Below are 16933 nucleotides of genomic sequence, written 5' to 3'. Positions count from 1 at the left end.
GGCCTACCACCAAAATCAGTTGCGGGCCAATGCCCGCCCAGCGTCCTGGGGGCCGCCGGGCCCGTGGGATTCCCAAGCCCCGCGCCCGGCGGCCCGTCTGGGCCCGTACGGTCGTCCTCAGGGGGCTGAGACGGCCGTACGGGTGTGGTGGACGCGCCCCGTCGATCCGGCCGGCCGGGCCGAATCCCTCAATGGCCACGCGGGACGCGCCACGTCTATGAGGCTCATCCGATCGCCGCCTGACAGTGATGCCATGGCGTCCCGGACTTCCCGGCACCGTTGCAACAGCAGAGCGGCGTCCGACTCGTCGACGATGAGCGGGCCTGCGGCGAACGTGGCGAACGCCGTGTACGCCCGCCGCCACCGCGACCACATCACCACCCAACCTCGGCAGGCCGCCTGAACCGCAGCGAGATCCTGGGGGCTCGGGTCTGGGGCGACCATGCGCCGGACGGGAGGACGCACCAGCGCGGCCGGCTCGACGCCGACGAGCCGCCGGATACCCGCGATCACCGCTCGGCCCCGGCAGCCTCGGAGACGTGCAGAACGTTCGCGAGGCGGCGGGCCGCCTCGTCGACGTCCTCGACGGGCACCATCGGTTCGTACTCGGGCAGCGCGTCTCGGGTCGCCCCTGACCACTGCCAGTGCCACCACCAAGCGCTCTGGTGCTCGCGTACGACGATCGGCTGCGTCATCCGCGTCTCGCCAGGATTCCGAACCTCGACGACGCCATCCGAGCAGACCTCAATGTTCAGGCCGCGCCGCATGAGCAGCGGCGCGAGCTTGAGTACCAGACCCCTGACGGCGTCGATCCAGGGGGAGGGATTCGCGTTCTGTGCGTGCACCTGATGCCTCCTGGAGCGGTAGCGGCTCGACTACTCGGTGAAACCATGCCGCCCGTCACAGGCCGCTTCCGATCCCTCAGGCGGTATCTCACCGTGAGATGTACGCTCACGGTGAGATGGGCGGGGTGACCCGATGGACAAGAGGTACGGGCCTGTTGAGTTGCCCGCTCGGTCGTGGCATCAAGGAGAGGTTCACTCGGCCTTGAGAGCGCGCGACATTCCCGCGCTTCTACGGCTCGTTCAGCGTTACACCGGCGCAAGCCAGGCTCGCCTCGCCACCGCGTTCGCCATGGGACAGGGGCGCGTCAACGAGATCATCAACGGCCGGAGACAGGTAACCCGCCTCGACGTCTTCGAACGCATCGCGGACGGCCTCGCGATGCCTGATGAGGCGCGGGTCCTATTCGGCCTCGCGCCGGCACACGCGGCGGTCAGAGGCGTCCTCACCGGACACGCAGAGATTGCCCGCGTATTCACCGACCAGGCCGAGGCCTACCAGGAACTCCGAGACCTGGCTGCGACAGCGACCGAGATCAGCATTCTTGCCGTGCGCACGCTCGGGCTGATCTCACTGAATGACTCCCTCTTGCGCGGGCCGTTGACACAGCGCGCTACACCTGTGAGCGTCCGGATGCTGCTGCTGGACCCTGACGCGCCGACGGTAGCGACCCGTTCGAGTGAGATCGGCGAATCTCCGGAATCGTTCGCGACCGGCATTCGCTTGGCGATCGCACGCTTGGCGGAGTTCGACGGGCACCCCTACGTGACGCTGCGAACGGCCCTCTACAACCAGCTTCCGACATGGCGCATGCTCGGCTTCGACGGAACCCTGTACGTCTCAGCTTTCGGCACCTCCCGCGAGGGGCACCGTTCGGGCATGTACAAACTCACTGCGGCAAGCGGCGGAGTCCTGCATGCCGGGTTCCGCCGCCAGTTCGACGAGATGTGGCGTCAGGCTCGCCACCTGGGGATGGAAGGGCGAAGCGTTGATCGAGGCCGAACTGAAGGCACGCGTCCGTGAGCCCGAGGCCCTGCGCAAGCGTCTCCGTCGCCTGGCTGATGAGGAACGCAGCACGTATCGAGACACCTACTACGACCGACCTGGCCGAGACCTCACCACAGCGGGCCGAGAGTTGCGGGTGCGGGTCGTTGAAGCCGGTGAAGGACGCCGTACGGTCCTGACGTACAAAGAACCCGCCGTAGACGCTGAGAGCGGTTCCAAACCCGAACATGAGACCGACGTCGCCGACGCACAGACACTTGACAGCGTGTTCCGGGCACTCGGCCTCGAGCATCTCGTCGCCTTCGAGAAGCGATGCGCCAATTACCGATTCACCGCGCACGGGCGCGGCATGCTCGCAACCATCGTCACGGTTCCAGAGCTTGCCGGCATGTTCATTGAACTCGAGACCATGGCCGACGAGGCGGACGTCAGCGCCGCACTCGACGACGTTCGTGCAGTACTGCACGAACTCGGCCTCAACGACGACGACCTGACCACCGAGCAATACACCGACGCGGTCATGAGCGTGCGAGGCCGAACAGAGAAGGCGCCGCCAGGTCGGGCATGAGCGACGCGCACCGACGTCGGCCGCTGCGCGACCCGGCCGAACGCTCTTCATGAGCGGGCGTGACGGGCCTCCGTTACGCAGCTACTTTGACGATCATGGTTGTGATCGTGCTCGGCCGCTTAAGCGGCGTGCCTGAGAGATCAGACATCCGGTGAGTCAGGGCTCGGGCGAGTCGCGACCCCGGTTCCTGGTCCTCGGCGGACTGAAGGTTCGGGTGGCGGGCGAGCTCATCGCGGTCCGGCAGCCGAAACGGCGGGCATTGCTGGCGGCGCTGCTCATCCGGCCCGGCCGGGTCGTGCCGACTCGTTCCCTGGTCCGGGCGGTGTGGCCGGAGGGGCCGCCGGCCTCTCACCGGTCGAATCTTCGCACCCACATGCGTGAGTTACGTCGTCTGCTGGGTCCTGCCGGTGCCGTTCTGCGCACGCGGCCGCCCGGTTATGCGCTCGCCGTGGAGCCGTACGATCTCGACGCGTACGACTTCGCGGCTGCGGTCGGCGAAGGGCGCACGGCGTACGCGCGGGGTGACTTCTCGACCGCCATCGCGCGCTACGAGCAAGCACTCGACCACTGGCGCGGTGACGCGTACGAGGACGTGCCGCGCTGGCCCGAACTGGACAACGAGATCGCGATGCTCGCCGAGCAGCGGCTGATCGCCATCGAGGACCTCGGCGACGCCCGGCTGTCGGCCGGGCTCCACGAGGAGGTCGTCGGGGACATGCGGGCGCTCGTGACCATCCACCCTCTGCGGGAGCGGCTGCACGGGCAGCTCATGGTGGCGCTGTACCGGTCCGGGCGCCAGGGCGACGCGGTCGACGCCTATCACCAGGCGCGGACGGTCCTGGCGAACGAGCTCGGCGTCGAGCCGCATCCGGAGTTACGCCGACTGCACGCGGCCATGCTGCACGGTGAGATCTAGGGCCGTGACGGGGACCTCGGTGACCCCGGCCTCGCGAGCCGCCCGCCGGGCCGCTCCCGGCGAGTCGCCGCGGCCGACGACATTCCCCTCGTGCAGGGCGATCCACGTCCCCTCGTCCTCGCCGTACGATGCCCGCAGCGCCGCCTCGAGCGGGGCGCGCATCGGAACGATGACGGGGGCGCGCCGCCGCCAGTACAGGTACTGGGCGACGATGAGCAGCCCGAGCGGCGTGAGCAGCGGTATCCAAGTGATCGCGCCGGAGGCGAACCCGGCGAACACCGCCGCCATCAGGAGCACGTCGACCACGACCGCGCAGATCCCGGCGACCCGCCCGTACGACTTGGTCGCGGCCAGGGGCCAGAGCGTCAGCATGAGCGTGTCGCCCAGCCCGATCATGATCGGCCCGGGTGCGTACCGGGCCGCCAGCATCGGCGCGAACGGGATGCCCTCGACCAGGTGCATGAAGTGCGCGGTCACCGAGGTGAGGCCGGTCGCCACCGTGTCGTACACCACCAGCGCCGCAGCCAGCCCGGCGACAAGGGACGGCTTCATCGCGGCCTGCACCCACATGTTGGTCACCCCGGCGGCCACGACGACGAGCGCGCCATCGTTCACCACCATAAGCACGGTGGACCAGTCGGTGAAGTACGCGACGACCTCGACGGCGCACACCAGCGTCGCCGCCGCCCCCGCGGCCCGGCCGCCGATGACAGGGGCGAGCGTGACCTGCGACCCGACGAACACGATCAGCCCGAACACCGTGCAGACGACCGCGGCCGGCATGTTGAGGTACGCGAACGGCATGACGACCAGCAGCACCACCATGATCACGATGTCGGATCGCACGAACAGTCCCGCGGGCGGCCGTGGCATTCGCACCTTGGCCAGGTAGCCGATGGCCAGGCCGATGGTGACCAGCACCGTGGCGTCGAGGGCGAGCGCGCCCCACAGCTCGTGCTTCACGCACTCCTCCCGAAGGTGTGCTCGCGTAGATCGGCGCGGACTCGGCAGGGTGCGGGAAGGTCGGCCGGGTCCTCGACCAGGACCACCCCGGACAGCGGAAGCGCCAGGTCGGCGGCCCGCCCCTCCAGCCGGGCCAGCAGCGGACGGGAGGCCCGCTCGGCGACCACGTGCAGCACGCCGGTCTCCTCCAGCGCGTACCGCGTCGGCAGTGGCAGTGCGCGCTCCGCCTGGAGGAGCTCGAGCACGTCCCTCGTGGTCAGGTCCGAGCCGGTCACGCGCCCGAGGGGCCGCGAGGTCGCGGGCACGGCCGCCATCGCGCAGTCCAGCTTCTCCGCCTCGGGCAGCACGCGGACGAGGTCGCCGGTGACGTACCGCAGCAGCGTCGTGGTGTCACGGTACGACAGGTACGGCGTGACGGTCAGGGAGCCGACGGCTCCGGGCGCAGTCGGTTCGAGGGTCGCCGGGTCCAGCACCTCGACGTATCCCTGGTCGACCGGCAGGTGCAGGTGGTCGTGCGCGCAGACCTGGCCGGCCACGGGGACGATCTCGGTCATCGAGTAGCCGTCGACGACGGGCGCGTCGAACAGTTCGCGTGCCCGGTCCCGCAGCGCGTCGGTGAGGATCTCCCCGCCCACGTGGATCTCCTGGAGCCCGAAGTCGGCGGCAGTCCAGCCGTCCCGTTCGGCCTCCTGGACGAGCGCCGCGAGGTACGAGGGCGTCGTGTTGAGATGGGTGATCTGCGGGCGCTTGCCGGGCAGGTGCATGGGGGTGGCGAGCCGGTCGAGCGCGGCCCGTGGGTCGATCGGGCCGATCGGCACATAGCCGGCGCCCGTGATCGGGACGGAGCGTTCCGCCAGGTACTGGGCGATGGATCGCGTCGTGATGCAGTTGGCCCAGACGTGCTCGGTGCGCAGGCCCGTGACGAGCATCAGCGCCAGCGCGCCCGTCGCCGCCGTGAGCTCGAGCTCGTACTGCGAGAACCACACCGTAGTGGGGATGCCGGTGGTGCCCGTCGTCTGCGCCGCCACGGCGGGCCGTGCGGCGTCCGACACGAACGCCGACGGCATGCTCCGCAGCGCGGCCTTCGGTGTCGGCGGGATGCTCGCGATCGTGTCCGGCGTCACGGAGGCCGGGTCGACGCCGGTCCGCTCGAACAGGTGCCGGTAGTACGGCGTGTGCCGGGCGGCGTTGCGCACCGTGCGGCGCAGCCGCCGGACGGTGAGGTTCGCCTGGATCTGCGGGTCGGGCGCGGTGAGCATGTCCCCGGCCCCGTCACCGGCGGAGCCGAACTCCTGCAGCGTCGCGCGCATGTCATCGGCGAGGGCCAGGACGTCACCGACCCGGAACCGGCGGCCCGACAGCATCGACCAGGCGAAACCCAGCTGCCGTATACCCGTGGTGAACACCGCTGCTCCAGGTCGTGGCCGGGGAGAATGGAGCTCTCTCCGAGAGCGGTCGACGCCCCCGGAGAGAGCGACACACCAGGTCAGGCGGCGCTGCTCGTGAACAGCACTGCCGACAGGGCACTGACCGTGTACTTCGCGTACGCACGCACCGTCTTGATCATCGGGACCCTCCTCTGACCCGAGGTGGCCGGGGCGGCCGCCCTCGAGATCGACTGTGCGGTCCGGGGGCACATTGCGCCGTACATTTCACCTACATCCGGCGCACATTCGCGGGCCGCGTCGAGCTCCGCATGGCCTCCCATTCGTCCAAGCCCGGCACGCCGTCGTCCGGGCATGATCCGGGTATGACGAACGAGACCCTTCCGGGAATACGGCCGCAGCCGATGATCTCGGTCGCGGACGTCGAGCGGGCAAGCCGCTGGTATCAGGACGTCCTCGGCGCCACCAGCGATCACGGCGGACCGGAGTACGAGCGCCTGCTGGTCGACGGGACGCTGATCATGCAGCTGCACCGGCTGGAGGTCGGACACCACCACGGTGCCCTCGCGGACCCCGCCGTGCCGCTCGGCAACGGGGTGGCGCTCTGGTTCGAGGCGCCCGCCTTCGACGCAGTGGTCGAGCGCATCCGGCGGACGGACGCGCGCGTCGTCACCGACGTGCACGTCAACCCGAACGCCGGCCACCGCGAGATCTGGCTCCGCGACCTCGACGGCTACCTCGTCGTCATCGCCGAGCCCTGATCCCCGAGCTGGTACATCCGAGGCCAAGGCGAAGTCAGGCCGTCACCCGCGCCGAGGCGGTCAGGTCCTCGCTCCGGCGCCGCCTGCTCTGCGACGATCAGGCCCTCACCAGCGCCGAGGTGATCAGGCCCTCGCCTAGGTGTCGCCCGCTCCGAGGCCGGCCGCGACCGTCCGGACGGCGTTGAGGAGGTCGCGGCCGGAGGGGACGTGCGCCGGGTCGGCCATCGCCTGGGCCGCCAGCCCGCTCAGTATGGCCTGGTAGAACGCCCCGATGCTCAGCGCCGTCTCCTCGTCCCCTTCGTGGCCGAAGAGCCCGGCCAGCCCCAGGCGGGCGGGCCGGGTCGCGCCGGCGAAGCTCTCGCGCAGGGCCGGGTCGCGCTGGACGTGGGCGAGCAGTTCGAACTGGACGGCCCACAGCGGACCGGTCGTGGCGAAGGACTGGACCACCTTGTCCCAGGTCGCCGCGAAGCGGGTGGCCGGATCCGCGTCGGAGGCGGCCTCCTCGGCGAGGAGCCGCGCGAGGTCGTCGCCCCATTCCTCGATGGCGTGCTCGAGCGCGGCGTTCAGCAGCGCCTCTTTGGAACCGAAGTGGTAGCCGATGGCGGCCAGGCTCACCCCGGATGCCGTCGCGATGTCGCGAGCCGTCGTACGGGCGTAGCCCTTGTCGTACAGGCACCGTTTGGCACCGGCCAGCAGGTCTTCTCGATTGCCCATGGACGCAGTGTACAGCTGTCTCAGACGAACGTCTTGCACAAATGTCTAAGACGAATGTACCGTCTGTGGTGTTCGACGGAGCCACCTGAGGAGCACCGATGAAGACCGTTCTGATCTCCGGAGCCGGCGTCGCCGGCGTCACCCTGGCGTACTGGCTGCAGCGCCACGGCTGCACGCCGACCGTCGTCGAGCGGGCGCCGCGGATCCGCGAAGGCGGCTACAAGCTCGACATCCGCGGCGCCGCGCTCACGGTCGTCGAGCGCATGGGCGTTCTCGACGCGATCCGGAGCATGTCGACCGACGTGCGGGGCGGATCGGTCGTCGACGCGTCCGGTCGGCGCGTGGCGAGCATGGACGGCGACACCTTCGGCGGCCGCGTCCACGGCGACGCGGAGATCCAGCGCGGCGACCTGCACCGCCTGCTGTACGACCTGACCAAGGACGACGTCGAGTACCGCTTCGGCGACTCGATCGCCTCGATCGACGACGGCCCCGACGGGGTGACGGTCACGTTCGACGGCGGCGACACCCGCGTCTTCGACCTCGTCGTCGGCGCCGACGGACTGCACTCACGGACCCGCGCGCTGGCCTTCGGCCCCGAAGAGGACTTCGTGCGCGAGCTCGGCTACCGCGTGTCGGTCTTCAGCGTCCCCAACCACCTGAACCTCGACCGGTGGGAGCTGACCTACGTCGGCCCCGGCCGTACGGCGCTGACCTACAGCACGGCCCAGGACGCCGAGGCGAAGGCGATGTTCCTGTTCGCCGCGGACCCGGCCGTCCCGGCTCCGCGCGACCGCGCCGCGCAGCAGCGGATGCTGGCCGACGCCTACGCGGGAGAGGGATGGGAGGTGCCCCGGCTGATCGAGGGCATGGCCGCCGCCCCGGACTTCTACTTCGACTCCCTCGCCCAGGTCCACCTGGACCGCTGGTCGAACGGGCGCGTCGTCCTGCTCGGCGACGCGGCCTACTGCGCGTCACCGGCGTCGGGTCAGGGCACCAGCCTCGCCCTGGTCGGCGCGTACGTCCTGGCCGGTGAGCTGGCGGCCGCCCGCGGCGACCACGAGCGCGGGTTCGACGCGTACGAGCAGCGCATGCGGCCGTTCGCCGAGAAGAACCAGAAGCTCGGCCCGTCGAACATCAAGCGAATGGTGATGAAGAGCCGCGCCCAGGTCCGCGTCTCCATGGCGATGCTCGCCCTGATGGGACGCATGCCCGGGCGCGACCGCATGATGGCCAAGGTGATCGAGCCGATCCACCGGGCGGCGAACGCCATCACCCTCGAGAACTACGAGGGCTAATGGATGCGCGCCGTTGCCCGGCTGAGCCTCTGGAGCTCAGCGACTCACGGTGGTCTCTCGCTCGACATGCGACAGCTTCTCGGGATTGCGGACGGCGTAGAGCCCGGTGATGAGGCCGTCGTCGATGCGCACCGCCATGACGCTGTCGAGCTCTCCGCCCCGCCGGATGATCAGCGCCGGGTGGCCGTTGACCTGGGCCGGCTGCAGCGACGCCACGGCGGAGATCCTGCCCAGCACGGGGGCCACCGTGTCGGCTCCCACGATCGGCGCCAGCGCGGCCTGCACGATCCCGCCACCGTCGGTCAGCAGGACGACGTCCGGCGCGAGGATGTCGAGCAGGCGCTGCAGATCGCCCGTTTCGATCGCCCGCTGGAACGCCTCGAGCGCATCTCGGGTCTCGGCCGCGGAGACCACCCCGCGTGGTCGGCGCGCGGCGACGTGCGCCCGGGCCCGGTGGGCGATCTGACGGACCGCCGCCGGGCTCTTGTCGACGGCATCGGCGATCTCGTCGTAGCCCAGATCGAACACCTCGCGCAGCACGAAAACCGCCCGCTCGGTCGGCGCGAGCGTCTCCAGCACCAGCAGCATCGCCATCGAGACACTGTCGGCCAACTCGACGTCCTCGGCCACATCGGGCGCGGTCAGCAGCGGCTCGGGCAGCCAGGGGCCGACGTAGGACTCCTTGCGACGGCGGAGCGTACGCAGCCGGGTCAGCGCCTGCCGGGTCGTGATCCGGACCAGGAATGAACGCTGATCCCGCACGGTGGCCGGATCGACGCCCGCCCACCGCAGCCAGGTCTCCTGCAGGACGTCTTCGGCGTCGGCGGCCGAACCGAGCATCTCGTACGCGACGGTGAACAGCAGGTTGCGGTGAGTGACGAAGGCGTCGGTGGCGTCCATCCGGCCGCGCCGGTCCGGCGACTCGACCGAGCCGGTCGTTCGGTCGTCGTGCTCGCTCATCTCGGACTCCCACCTGTTCGCCGCCGACCCTGCCACACGCACAAGACGCCGGTCCCGACCGCTTTGTGACACCCACGTTCGGTGGCGCACGTCACACCGCCGCTTCTGTCACAGGAAGCGGGTCGTCGGCATCTCCATGGTCGTCAGAGCGCCGCACGAACGATCCGCGCGGCCCGCAACACCGGCGAGTGAGGACGAAGCCATGGAACCCCGGATGAACCTGAACGCCAACGAGCTCGGTGCCAAGCTCGGCAAGCGGTTCTACAACGTCAGTCTGGCCATCGAGCAGTCGACGCTGCCCAAGACCACCCAGGACCTGGTGATGCTGCGCGCCAGCCAGATCAACGGGTGCGGTTTCTGCGTCGACTACCACACCAAGGACGCCACGGTCGCCGGGGAGACCGCGGTCCGGCTCCACCTGGTCGCCGCCTGGCGCGAGTCCACCGTGTTCACCGAGGCCGAGCAGGCCGCGCTCGCGCTCGTCGAGGAGGGCACCCGGCTCGCCGACGCCTACCACGGCGTGTCCGACGAGACCTGGGCCCAGGTGCGCGAGCACTACGACGAGGATCAGATCATCGCGCTGGTCTACCTGGTCGCCATGATCAACGCGGCCAACCGGCTCGGCGTGATCGTGCGCAACAAGGGCGGTTCCTACGAGCCCGGGATGTTCGCCAGTCTGGCGAACTGATCGGCAGGCCGATCGCGGCCCGGCCCAGGATCACTCGATCCGGGCCGGGCCCGCGCCCCATGGAAGGACCGTCTCGTGCGGCTTGAGACGTGATCACGTGCCGCCCTATGGTCGACGACCGTGACCACACCCTCCTCCCTCGAAACCACCCGGGACGCGTACGACGCCATCGCCGGCCTGTACGCCGAGACCTTCCCCACCGCAATGGACGACCACCCGGTGGACCGCTCGCTGATCGCCGGCTTCGCCGAGATGGTGCGGACCGAAGGAGCCGGACCGGTCGCGGACCTGGGCTGCGGCCACGGCCGCATGACCGCCTATCTGGCCTCGCTCGGCGTCACGGCCTCCGGCGTCGACCTGTCGCCAACGATGATCGAGCTGGCCCGCCAGGCGAACCCCGACCTGCGGTTCGACGAGGGGTCGATGACCGCCCTGGACATCGCGGACGGCACGCTGGCCGGCGTGCTCTCCTGGTACTCCATCATCCACACGCCGCCGGAGGAGCTCCCGGTGATCTTCGCGGAGTTCGGCCGGGTGCTGGCCCCGGGCGGTCACCTGCTCGTCGGCTTCTTCGCCACCGACGCCGACTCGCCGCACCCCGAACCGTTCGACCACAAGGTGTCTCTCGCCTACCGGCTGTCCATCGACCACGTCGCGGACCTGGCGCGAAAGGCCGGGCTGGAAGAGGTCGCCCGGCTGCGCCGCGAGCCGGGAGGGAACGAGAGGAGGTTCCAGCAGGGCCGCCTCCTCGCCCGCCGGCCGACGGAGCCGTAGACCCGGCCACGGCACCCGGCAGGCACGGTGTCAGCAGGCCGACGACGGCTGGACCGGGTGCCGGCGGAGGAGGTCACGCGCCTGGGCCCGGGAGAGGTTGAAACTCGTCCACGAGTCGCCGTGCCGCAGCGATCCCGCGAGGTGGCGCAGGACACACGAGCGCTGCGGCTCGGGAAGGCGGTCCAGGGCGGGGACCGCGTCGGCGGACAGGCCGGCCAGGTACGGCAGGTCGGCGCTGCCGGTGTGCCGGAAGCGGTCCACGTTGTGGGCGGCGATGAACCCGTCGGGGCCCCACAGCCCCAGCGCCAGCAGGCCGGCGGCACCGGCTGCGGCCACCGCGCGGGGCAGCCAGGCCGCCTTCAGCCGGATCCCCGCAACGGCGACCAGGACGATGACCAGGCCCATCCACAGCTCGAAGGCATGTACCCACAACCGGAGCCTCGTCCAGCCGTACGCCTGCTCGTAGAGGAACAACCGGCGCAGCGCGACGGCCACGACCACGAGCGTCAGCACGCACAGCAGGCCGAGCAGCGTACGGACGGTGACCCGGTCGGCCCGGCCCGCCACCGGGGCGTACCGGACCGCGACGGCCACGACGACGAGGACGAGCCCGGTCACGACCAGCAGCTGCCAGAAGCCCTGCCGCGCGTACTCCGCGTAGGACAGGCCGGTCGAGCGCAGCAGCCGGTCCCGGTCCGAGGTCAGGAGCACGTCGGCCTGGACCGCGACGAAGCCGAGGAACAGCAGGTCGAGCGCGACGATGGGGATCGCCCACAGCGTGCGGCCGACGTCCGAGGCCGCAGGAGGCCGCGCGAAGCGCGGTCGGGCCGCGGTGAGGAACGCAGCGGTCAGGACGGCGATGACACCTCCGCCGAAGGCGAGGATCCGCACGATCAGTGACAACGCCCCGACGTCGGGAAGCAGTCCGGTGAGGGCGCGGCTGAACGCGGCGTCCGCCGCGGCGAAGAGCGCGCCGAACACCAGCAGGAGCGCTCCGGTGAGCAGCAGGGAAGCGACCACCGGCCCGGTCGGCCGGCGCCGGGACCTGGCCAACGCGCCGACGCCGCGGCCCGCCCACGGCACCGAACGCGGGGCCGCCGGCACGAACGCGAGTCCCCCGCCGACCAGGTCGATCCAGGACCGTCCTCCGGTGACGGCGTACGACCCGAGCGGCACGGCCAGTGCGATCGCCAGGGCGACGATCCAACCCGCGTCGACGAGCACGGGCAACGCCGACAGCGCCAGCGTCAGCACCGCGAACAGGATCGACGTACGGTTCCGGCGGGCGACCGGGGCCAAGGCGATGATCGCGGCGACACCGGCGAGCGGCACGTTCAGCCCCGGACGTCCGGGGAACAGCGCGGCGGCGACCGCTCCGGTCACCGCCGCGCGGACCAGCAGCACGGGCGACGCCGGCCGCGCCGGCCGACGCCACTCCTTGATCAGCAGCGGGTCCCTCCGGGGGATGCGCACCCCACCGGCCGGGATGGGTCGGCTCGTGGCGGGCGAGGCCGGTGCCGCCGCGGGCGCGGGTGCCGCCCAGGAGGTTCGGCCGGGTTCGGGGGAGTTCGGACGACGATGGAACGGAGGCTCGGTCATGACGATCCCTGAGGAGGTTGCGGAAGTACGACGCGGATGAGGCAGCCGTGGGGAGAGTCGGCGACGGCGATCTCGCCGTCGTGCAGGTCGACCACCCAGTGGGCGATGGCCAGCCCCAGGCCGGTGCCGCCACCGGAGGTCCCGACCTGTGAGGCGGAGCCTCGGGAGAAGCGTTCGAAGACCTGCGCGCGGTCGGCGACCGGGATGCCCGGCCCTTCGTCCTGGACCTCGAGGCGGAGTGCCTGACCTCGCGTGGTCGCGGTCACGGTGACGGCACCACCGGGCGGGCTGTGCCGCGCCGCGTTGTCGAGCAGGTTGGTGACGACCTGGTGCAGCCGGTCCCGGTCGGCGCGGACGATCAGCCCCGGCTCGGTCCGCACCACGAACACCGGGCCCGGATGGCCGACCCGGGCCTCCCTGACAGCGGCCTCCAGGAACGGGGCGATCTCGAAGCTCGTCAGATCCAGGGAGACCGCGCCCGCCTCGACCCGAGACAGGTCGAGCAGCTGTTTGACCAGGCCGCCCAGGCGTTCGGTCTGTGCCAGGGCGCCTTCGAGCACCTCCGGCTCGGCCGGGGTGACCCCGTCCGCGACGTTCTCCAGGATCGCCCGCAGCGCGGCGATGGGCGTCCGCAGCTCATGCGACACGTTGGCGACGAAGTCGCGGCGCTGGCGGTCGACCTCGGCGAGGTCGTCGGCCATCCGGTTGAAGGCCCTGCCGAGTTCGCCGACCTCGTCCCGGGACGTCACGCGGACCCGGCGGCGGTAGTCGCCGCGCGCCATGGCCCGGGCGACGGCCGTCATCTCGCGCAACGGCGCCGTCATGCCGTGCGCCAGGATCTGGGTGATCACGATGGAGATCAGCAGCGCGGCCGGCAGCGTGATCCGGCCGCGGAAGCCCAGGCCGTACCCCCACACCGTCATCAGCCCGCCGAGGCAGCAGTTGCAGACGGCCAGCACCCCGAGCTTGATCTTGATGGACCGCATCGGGTCGAGGGGGCGCGGCAGCGCTGTCCACAGCCTGTGCATGACGCTCACGAGTCGACCTCCAGCGCGTACCCGACGCTGTGGACGGTGCGGATGAGGTCCGCGCCGAGCTTGCGGCGCAACGCCTTGATATGGCTGTCCACCACACGCGTCCCCGCGCCGTCGGCCCAGTCCCACACCTGCTCCAGCAGGACCGCCCGGGTCAGCACCGCGCCCGGCGTACGGGCGAGGCAGTCGAGCAGCTCGTACTCGATGGGCGTCAGGTGCACGGGAACCCCGTCGACGACGACCCTCCGGGCCGCCCGGTCGATCTCCAGCGGGCCGAGGCGCAGCACGTCGCGGGCGGGAGCGGCGGCCAGCACGGCGGCGTGCTCGACCCGGCGCAGCAGCACCCGGACGCGGGCCGTCAGTTCGCGCATGCTGAACGGCTTGGTCAGGTAGTCGTCGGCTCCCACGCCGAGCCCGACGAGCAGATCGGTCTCGTCGTCGCGTGCGGTCAGCATCAACACGGGGACCGGTCGCTGCGCCTGGACGCGGCGGCATACCTCCAGCCCGTCGAAGCCGGGCAGCATGAGGTCGAGGACGACCAGATCGGGCCGGTACTCCGCGAAGGCCGCCACGGCACCGGGCCCGTCGGCCACCGTTCGCACCTCGAAGCCCTCGGCGGCCAGCCGGTCGGCGACCGCCTGCGCGATGGCGGGTTCATCCTCGACGACAAGGATCCGTTGCATGGCGGCGAGCCTAGGAGCCGGACGCGGAGATCCCACGGACGATATGTGGGGAATCTGTGAAGATCTCGGCCGCAGCTAATCGGCACCGTACGCGAGAACGAGCCACCGGGACGAGCCGCCCAGACCAAGCCGTCCGGGATGAGTCCGACGCCTGGGCGAGACGCGGGGACACGCCACGCGCGACGAGGCGCCGCCGAGGACAAAACGCAGGAACGAGCCGCCGGGGCGAGGCGCCTCCGCCTACACCGGAGCGTGTCCGTACTCGGCGACGAATGACGTGAGGTCGGGAACGCCGAAGGTCTCGCACATCGCCCGGAATCGCGCGACCTTGTCCGCGCCGAACCGCCGGACCCGGGCGGCGTAGGAGTCGGCCGTGACGAAGGTCGGCGGGTCGGTCTTGCTGTGGAACTTGTCGGCGTACATGACGAGCTCCTCCTCGGAGGTCTCCGCCACGTAGTCGGCGACCGGCAGGGGGAGTTCCTGGCTTCGGACGTCGTCGCGGGTGATGCCCACCCCGGTGTGGCAGGAGCAGAAGCGGCAGAGGACGTCGGGGAGCCCTTCGTCTTTCAGCAGCTCGTACCCGAGGATCCCGTGCCGGATGTAGCCCGCCTCATCGATGCGCCCGTCGCCGTCGTACAGGCGATAGACGCCGATGTCGTGCAGCAGGGCGCCGGCCCGTACGAGACCCGCGTCGACGTCCAGGCCGCCGTCGGCCAGCAGTCGTTCCGCGATCCCGCAGACGATCTCGCAGTGCGTGTGAACGAGGTCGAACGCCGCGGAGGTGGGCGCGTGCTTCTCGTGTAGAGCGCGGATCTCTTCGTCCGTCGGGAGGAGCATGCCGGGAGTCTAACGACGCCGCCCTGTCCGCCCATTTCCGCAGGCAGACGGGCTTCCTGGAGCAGACGGGAGGACAAATGGTGAAGCTGGTACCACCCGAAGTCGGATGGCCGCATTACTGATCTGCGCGCCCGGAACGACGACGCTGATCCCGTGCCCGATTCAGCGGGCACGGAAGGAGATCACCCCCATGGCCACCAGCGCGGCACCCGTCGAGCGGCAGCTGACCGGCACCCCGTGGGCGGTCCGGCTCGGCCGGGCCGCCACCGAGTGTCCCGCGCTGGAGGTGTACGACGCGGAGACCCTGGTCGACGTCGTCGTGCGGACATCGGTGGCGCCGGAGATCCTGCGGGGCGCCCGGCGCGGCGTGTCCCACGGTCGCCCGTGCGCCGTCGCCTGGGGCCGGCTGCCGGCCGATGCGCCCCTCCCGGTGGTGCTCTTCACCGGCGGCCGATGGGCCGGACGGACGCACCGCGCCGAGGTGACCGCGATCGGCGGGTTCTGCTGGCTGGCGGTTGCGTATGGACGGTTCACCAGCGTCGCCGTCGAGCATCGTGGCACTCTGTGCGGACGACTGCGCATCCGGACCGGCCACCGGTCGTGACGGTCACCGCCGACGCGAAGCGCGGCGGCGATCGATCCCTTCCCCCTTCCGGCCGACGCCGGCCGGACTCCCATCGCGTCGAGACAGAAGGCACCAGATCGTGAACACCTCCCTGATCCACTCCGGTACGAAACGGCACGTCACGATCGTGTCGGCGAGCGTCGGCGCCGGGCACGACGGCGCGGCGAGCGAACTCGCCCGCCGGCTCCGCGAAGCCGGCTTCTCCGTCGATCGCCACGACTTCGTCGACCTGTTCCCCGCCTCGCTCGGCCGCCTCCTGCGGCAGTCGTACGCACTGCAGCTGCGGGCCGCCCCGGAGAGCTGGGAGCGGTTGTTCACCGCGCTGGACCGGCGGCGGAACCTCGCGGCGGCGGTACGCGCCCTGAGCGGGCTGGCCGCCCGTCGTCTCGCCCGTTCGGCGGCGGGCTCCGACGTCGTCATCTCGACCTACCCCCTCGCCAGCCAGGCGCTGGGGCGGCTGCGACGGCGGGGCGCGCTTCGGGCCCCGGTCGTCACGTACCTCACCGACATGTCCGTGCACCCCCTGTGGATCGCCGAGGGGGTCGACGCCCACCTGGCTCTGCATGCGACGACGGCGGCGCAGGCGCGACGGCTCGGCGCGGCCGACGTCCGGGTGTGCGAGCCCGCCGTACGGCCTGGATTCCGGCCCGCCTCTTCCGTGCTCGAGCGGCAGGTGGCGCGGCTGCACTTCGGCCTGCCGGACGTTGACCGCCTGGCCTTGGTGGTGGCGGGGTCGTGGGGGGCCGGGGACGTCGCGGCCACCGTACGGGACGTGGCCGCGTCCGGGCTGGTCACGCCGGTCGTCGTGTGCGGACGCAACACGGCGCTACGGGAGGATCTCGCCCGCTCCGGCGTCGGCGTGCCCCTGGGCTGGGTCGAGGACATGCCGGCGTTGATGCGCGCCTGCGACGTCGTGGTCCAGAACGCCGGGGGCCTCTCCTCCCTCGAGGCGCTGGCGTCCGGCCTGCCCGTCATCAGCTACCGCTGCCTCCCCGGGCACGGCAGGACGAACGCGGCCGCGCTCGAGGAGGCCGGCTGGGCGCCGTGGGCCCGCAGGCCGGACGAGCTGCCCGAGGCGTTGTTCGCAGCGTTGACCGGTCCGCGCATGAAGGAATCCCCCGGCGCCACCGACCCCGCGGCGATCGTCGCCGCCCTGGCGACCCGCCGGATCGCCGCCGCGACCGGCCCGGACGCCGCCGCGACCGGACGACCCGCAGCGAACGAGCTCGCCGAGATGACGGAGCCGACCCGATGAACGCCGCACGCCCCGCCCCGACCAG

The 16933-nt window shown here is 71.1% G+C and carries 20 protein-coding genes; 11 read left to right on the top strand and 9 right to left on the bottom strand.

Annotated elements, in window-relative coordinates; genetic code table 11:
• The first annotated feature begins 253 nt into the window (after nt 1–253).
• The gene (locus ACQP2O_RS00295) at nt 254–403 is read left to right on the top strand and encodes a hypothetical protein (RefSeq protein ID WP_433179033.1); all 150 of its coding nucleotides are present in this window, start codon (nt 254–256) and stop codon (nt 401–403) included.
• Nucleotides 404–509: 106 nt separating this feature from the next.
• On the opposite strand, the gene ACQP2O_RS00290 is transcribed toward ACQP2O_RS00295, so the two are convergent.
• Nucleotides 510–845 carry a hypothetical protein gene (locus tag ACQP2O_RS00290; RefSeq protein ID WP_433179031.1) on the bottom strand — a complete coding sequence of 112 codons (336 nt, stop codon included), beginning with the start codon at nt 843–845 and terminating at the stop codon, nt 510–512.
• A 133-nt stretch (nt 846–978) separates the two neighbouring features.
• Here ACQP2O_RS00290 and ACQP2O_RS00285 point away from each other — a divergent pair, with 133 nt between their 5' ends.
• From ACQP2O_RS00285 to ACQP2O_RS00275, 3 genes are all read left to right on the top strand, one after another.
• On the top strand, nt 979–1866 hold the full coding sequence (locus ACQP2O_RS00285) for a helix-turn-helix domain-containing protein (protein WP_433179029.1): 888 nt from the start codon (nt 979–981) through the stop codon (nt 1864–1866).
• Nucleotides 1832–2416, top strand: coding sequence for a class IV adenylate cyclase (gene cyaB / locus ACQP2O_RS00280; RefSeq protein ID WP_433179027.1), 585 nt, complete (start codon nt 1832–1834; stop codon nt 2414–2416). The genes ACQP2O_RS00285 and cyaB overlap by 35 nt, the downstream gene beginning before the upstream one ends.
• A 151-nt stretch (nt 2417–2567) precedes the next feature.
• Nucleotides 2568–3332, top strand: a complete 765-nt coding sequence (locus ACQP2O_RS00275; RefSeq protein ID WP_433179025.1) for an AfsR/SARP family transcriptional regulator — start codon at nt 2568–2570, stop codon at nt 3330–3332.
• Here the strand turns inward: ACQP2O_RS00275 and ACQP2O_RS00270 are convergent.
• Both ACQP2O_RS00270 and ACQP2O_RS00265 read right to left on the bottom strand, forming a co-directional pair.
• A complete protein-coding gene (locus ACQP2O_RS00270; RefSeq protein WP_433179023.1) occupies nt 3291–4295 on the bottom strand; it encodes a hypothetical protein in 1005 nt (334 codons plus the stop codon). The genes ACQP2O_RS00275 and ACQP2O_RS00270 overlap by 42 nt on opposite strands.
• Entirely contained in the window at nt 4292–5701 is a 1410-nt protein-coding gene (locus ACQP2O_RS00265) for a phenylacetate--CoA ligase family protein (protein WP_433179021.1), read from the bottom strand. Before ACQP2O_RS00265 ends, ACQP2O_RS00270 begins: the two co-directional genes overlap by 4 nt.
• 27 nt (nt 5702–5728) lie before the next feature.
• On the opposite strand from ACQP2O_RS00265, the gene ACQP2O_RS00260 reads away from it, so the two are divergent.
• Together ACQP2O_RS00260 and ACQP2O_RS00255 are read left to right on the top strand one after the other, a co-directional pair.
• Nucleotides 5729–5878 carry a hypothetical protein gene (locus tag ACQP2O_RS00260; protein WP_433179019.1) on the top strand — a complete coding sequence of 50 codons (150 nt, stop codon included), beginning with the start codon at nt 5729–5731 and terminating at the stop codon, nt 5876–5878.
• Nucleotides 5879–6045: 167 nt separating this feature from the next.
• Nucleotides 6046–6441: a VOC family protein gene (locus tag ACQP2O_RS00255; RefSeq protein ID WP_433179018.1), complete on the top strand. Its 396-nt coding sequence runs from the start codon at nt 6046–6048 to the stop codon at nt 6439–6441.
• A gap of 135 nt (nt 6442–6576) precedes the next feature.
• On the opposite strand, the gene ACQP2O_RS00250 is transcribed toward ACQP2O_RS00255, so the two are convergent.
• Entirely contained in the window at nt 6577–7155 is a 579-nt protein-coding gene (locus tag ACQP2O_RS00250) for a TetR/AcrR family transcriptional regulator (RefSeq protein ID WP_433179016.1), read from the bottom strand.
• Nucleotides 7156–7253: 98 nt separating this feature from the next.
• On the opposite strand from ACQP2O_RS00250, the gene ACQP2O_RS00245 reads away from it, so the two are divergent.
• Nucleotides 7254–8453: an FAD-dependent monooxygenase gene (locus ACQP2O_RS00245; protein ID WP_433179014.1), complete on the top strand. Its 1200-nt coding sequence runs from the start codon at nt 7254–7256 to the stop codon at nt 8451–8453.
• A 36-nt stretch (nt 8454–8489) separates the two neighbouring features.
• Here ACQP2O_RS00245 and ACQP2O_RS00240 read toward each other — a convergent pair whose 3' ends face one another.
• Nucleotides 8490–9353 (bottom strand): RNA polymerase sigma-70 factor, encoded by an 864-nt coding sequence (locus ACQP2O_RS00240; RefSeq protein ID WP_433191544.1) that lies wholly within the window; start codon nt 9351–9353, stop codon nt 8490–8492.
• A 262-nt stretch (nt 9354–9615) separates the two neighbouring features.
• Between ACQP2O_RS00240 and ACQP2O_RS00235 the strand changes: the two genes are divergently transcribed.
• Together ACQP2O_RS00235 and ACQP2O_RS00230 are read left to right on the top strand one after the other, a co-directional pair.
• Complete coding sequence (locus ACQP2O_RS00235; RefSeq protein ID WP_433179012.1) at nt 9616–10101, top strand: carboxymuconolactone decarboxylase family protein; 486 nt, start codon at nt 9616–9618, stop codon at nt 10099–10101.
• Nucleotides 10102–10221: 120 nt separating this feature from the next.
• Nucleotides 10222–10875 carry a class I SAM-dependent DNA methyltransferase gene (locus tag ACQP2O_RS00230; RefSeq protein WP_433179010.1) on the top strand — a complete coding sequence of 218 codons (654 nt, stop codon included), beginning with the start codon at nt 10222–10224 and terminating at the stop codon, nt 10873–10875.
• Between the two features lie 30 nt (nt 10876–10905).
• Here the strand turns inward: ACQP2O_RS00230 and ACQP2O_RS00225 are convergent, their stop codons facing one another.
• The 4 genes from ACQP2O_RS00225 to ACQP2O_RS00210 form a co-directional block, all read right to left on the bottom strand.
• Nucleotides 10906–12474, bottom strand: a complete 1569-nt coding sequence (locus ACQP2O_RS00225; protein ID WP_433179008.1) for a DUF4153 domain-containing protein — start codon at nt 12472–12474, stop codon at nt 10906–10908.
• Entirely contained in the window at nt 12471–13502 is a 1032-nt protein-coding gene (locus tag ACQP2O_RS00220; protein WP_433191541.1) for a HAMP domain-containing sensor histidine kinase, read from the bottom strand. Before ACQP2O_RS00220 ends, ACQP2O_RS00225 begins: the two co-directional genes overlap by 4 nt.
• Nucleotides 13503–13507: 5 nt before the next feature.
• Nucleotides 13508–14191 carry a response regulator transcription factor gene (locus ACQP2O_RS00215; protein ID WP_433179006.1) on the bottom strand — a complete coding sequence of 228 codons (684 nt, stop codon included), beginning with the start codon at nt 14189–14191 and terminating at the stop codon, nt 13508–13510.
• A gap of 240 nt (nt 14192–14431) precedes the next feature.
• Nucleotides 14432–15028, bottom strand: coding sequence for an HD domain-containing protein (locus tag ACQP2O_RS00210; protein ID WP_433179004.1), 597 nt, complete (start codon nt 15026–15028; stop codon nt 14432–14434).
• Nucleotides 15029–15218: 190 nt separating this feature from the next.
• On the opposite strand from ACQP2O_RS00210, the gene ACQP2O_RS00205 reads away from it, so the two are divergent.
• Nucleotides 15219–15632 carry a hypothetical protein gene (locus ACQP2O_RS00205; protein ID WP_433179003.1) on the top strand — a complete coding sequence of 138 codons (414 nt, stop codon included), beginning with the start codon at nt 15219–15221 and terminating at the stop codon, nt 15630–15632.
• A 100-nt stretch (nt 15633–15732) separates the two neighbouring features.
• Nucleotides 15733–16908, top strand: a complete 1176-nt coding sequence (locus ACQP2O_RS00200) for an MGDG synthase family glycosyltransferase (RefSeq protein WP_433179001.1) — start codon at nt 15733–15735, stop codon at nt 16906–16908.
• The last annotated feature ends 25 nt before the right edge of the window (nt 16909–16933 follow it).

Origin of the sequence: Actinoallomurus sp. CA-150999 (assembly GCF_050942425.1) — a bacterium.
Taxonomy (GTDB): Bacteria; Actinomycetota; Actinomycetes; order Streptosporangiales; family Streptosporangiaceae; genus Actinoallomurus.
Note: the sequence above shows the minus strand (reverse complement) of the source record. Positions and strands in the feature narration are given on the sequence as shown.

Coding starts and splice junctions, on each gene's coding strand:
- ACQP2O_RS00295 (WP_433179033.1), top strand. CDS start 254: ATGGCGTCCCGGACTTCCCGGCACCGTTGCAACAGCAGAGCGGCGTCC.
- ACQP2O_RS00285 (WP_433179029.1), top strand. CDS start 979: ATGGACAAGAGGTACGGGCCTGTTGAGTTGCCCGCTCGGTCGTGGCAT.
- ACQP2O_RS00260 (WP_433179019.1), top strand. CDS start 5,729: ATGGAGCTCTCTCCGAGAGCGGTCGACGCCCCCGGAGAGAGCGACACA.
- ACQP2O_RS00255 (WP_433179018.1), top strand. CDS start 6,046: ATGACGAACGAGACCCTTCCGGGAATACGGCCGCAGCCGATGATCTCG.
- ACQP2O_RS00250 (WP_433179016.1), bottom strand. CDS start 7,155: ATGGGCAATCGAGAAGACCTGCTGGCCGGTGCCAAACGGTGCCTGTAC.
- ACQP2O_RS00245 (WP_433179014.1), top strand. CDS start 7,254: ATGAAGACCGTTCTGATCTCCGGAGCCGGCGTCGCCGGCGTCACCCTG.
- ACQP2O_RS00240 (WP_433191544.1), bottom strand. CDS start 9,353: ATGGACGCCACCGACGCCTTCGTCACTCACCGCAACCTGCTGTTCACC.
- ACQP2O_RS00235 (WP_433179012.1), top strand. CDS start 9,616: ATGGAACCCCGGATGAACCTGAACGCCAACGAGCTCGGTGCCAAGCTC.
- ACQP2O_RS00225 (WP_433179008.1), bottom strand. CDS start 12,474: ATGACCGAGCCTCCGTTCCATCGTCGTCCGAACTCCCCCGAACCCGGC.
- ACQP2O_RS00220 (WP_433191541.1), bottom strand. CDS start 13,502: ATGCACAGGCTGTGGACAGCGCTGCCGCGCCCCCTCGACCCGATGCGG.
- ACQP2O_RS00215 (WP_433179006.1), bottom strand. CDS start 14,191: ATGCAACGGATCCTTGTCGTCGAGGATGAACCCGCCATCGCGCAGGCG.
- ACQP2O_RS00210 (WP_433179004.1), bottom strand. CDS start 15,028: ATGCTCCTCCCGACGGACGAAGAGATCCGCGCTCTACACGAGAAGCAC.
- ACQP2O_RS00205 (WP_433179003.1), top strand. CDS start 15,219: ATGGCCACCAGCGCGGCACCCGTCGAGCGGCAGCTGACCGGCACCCCG.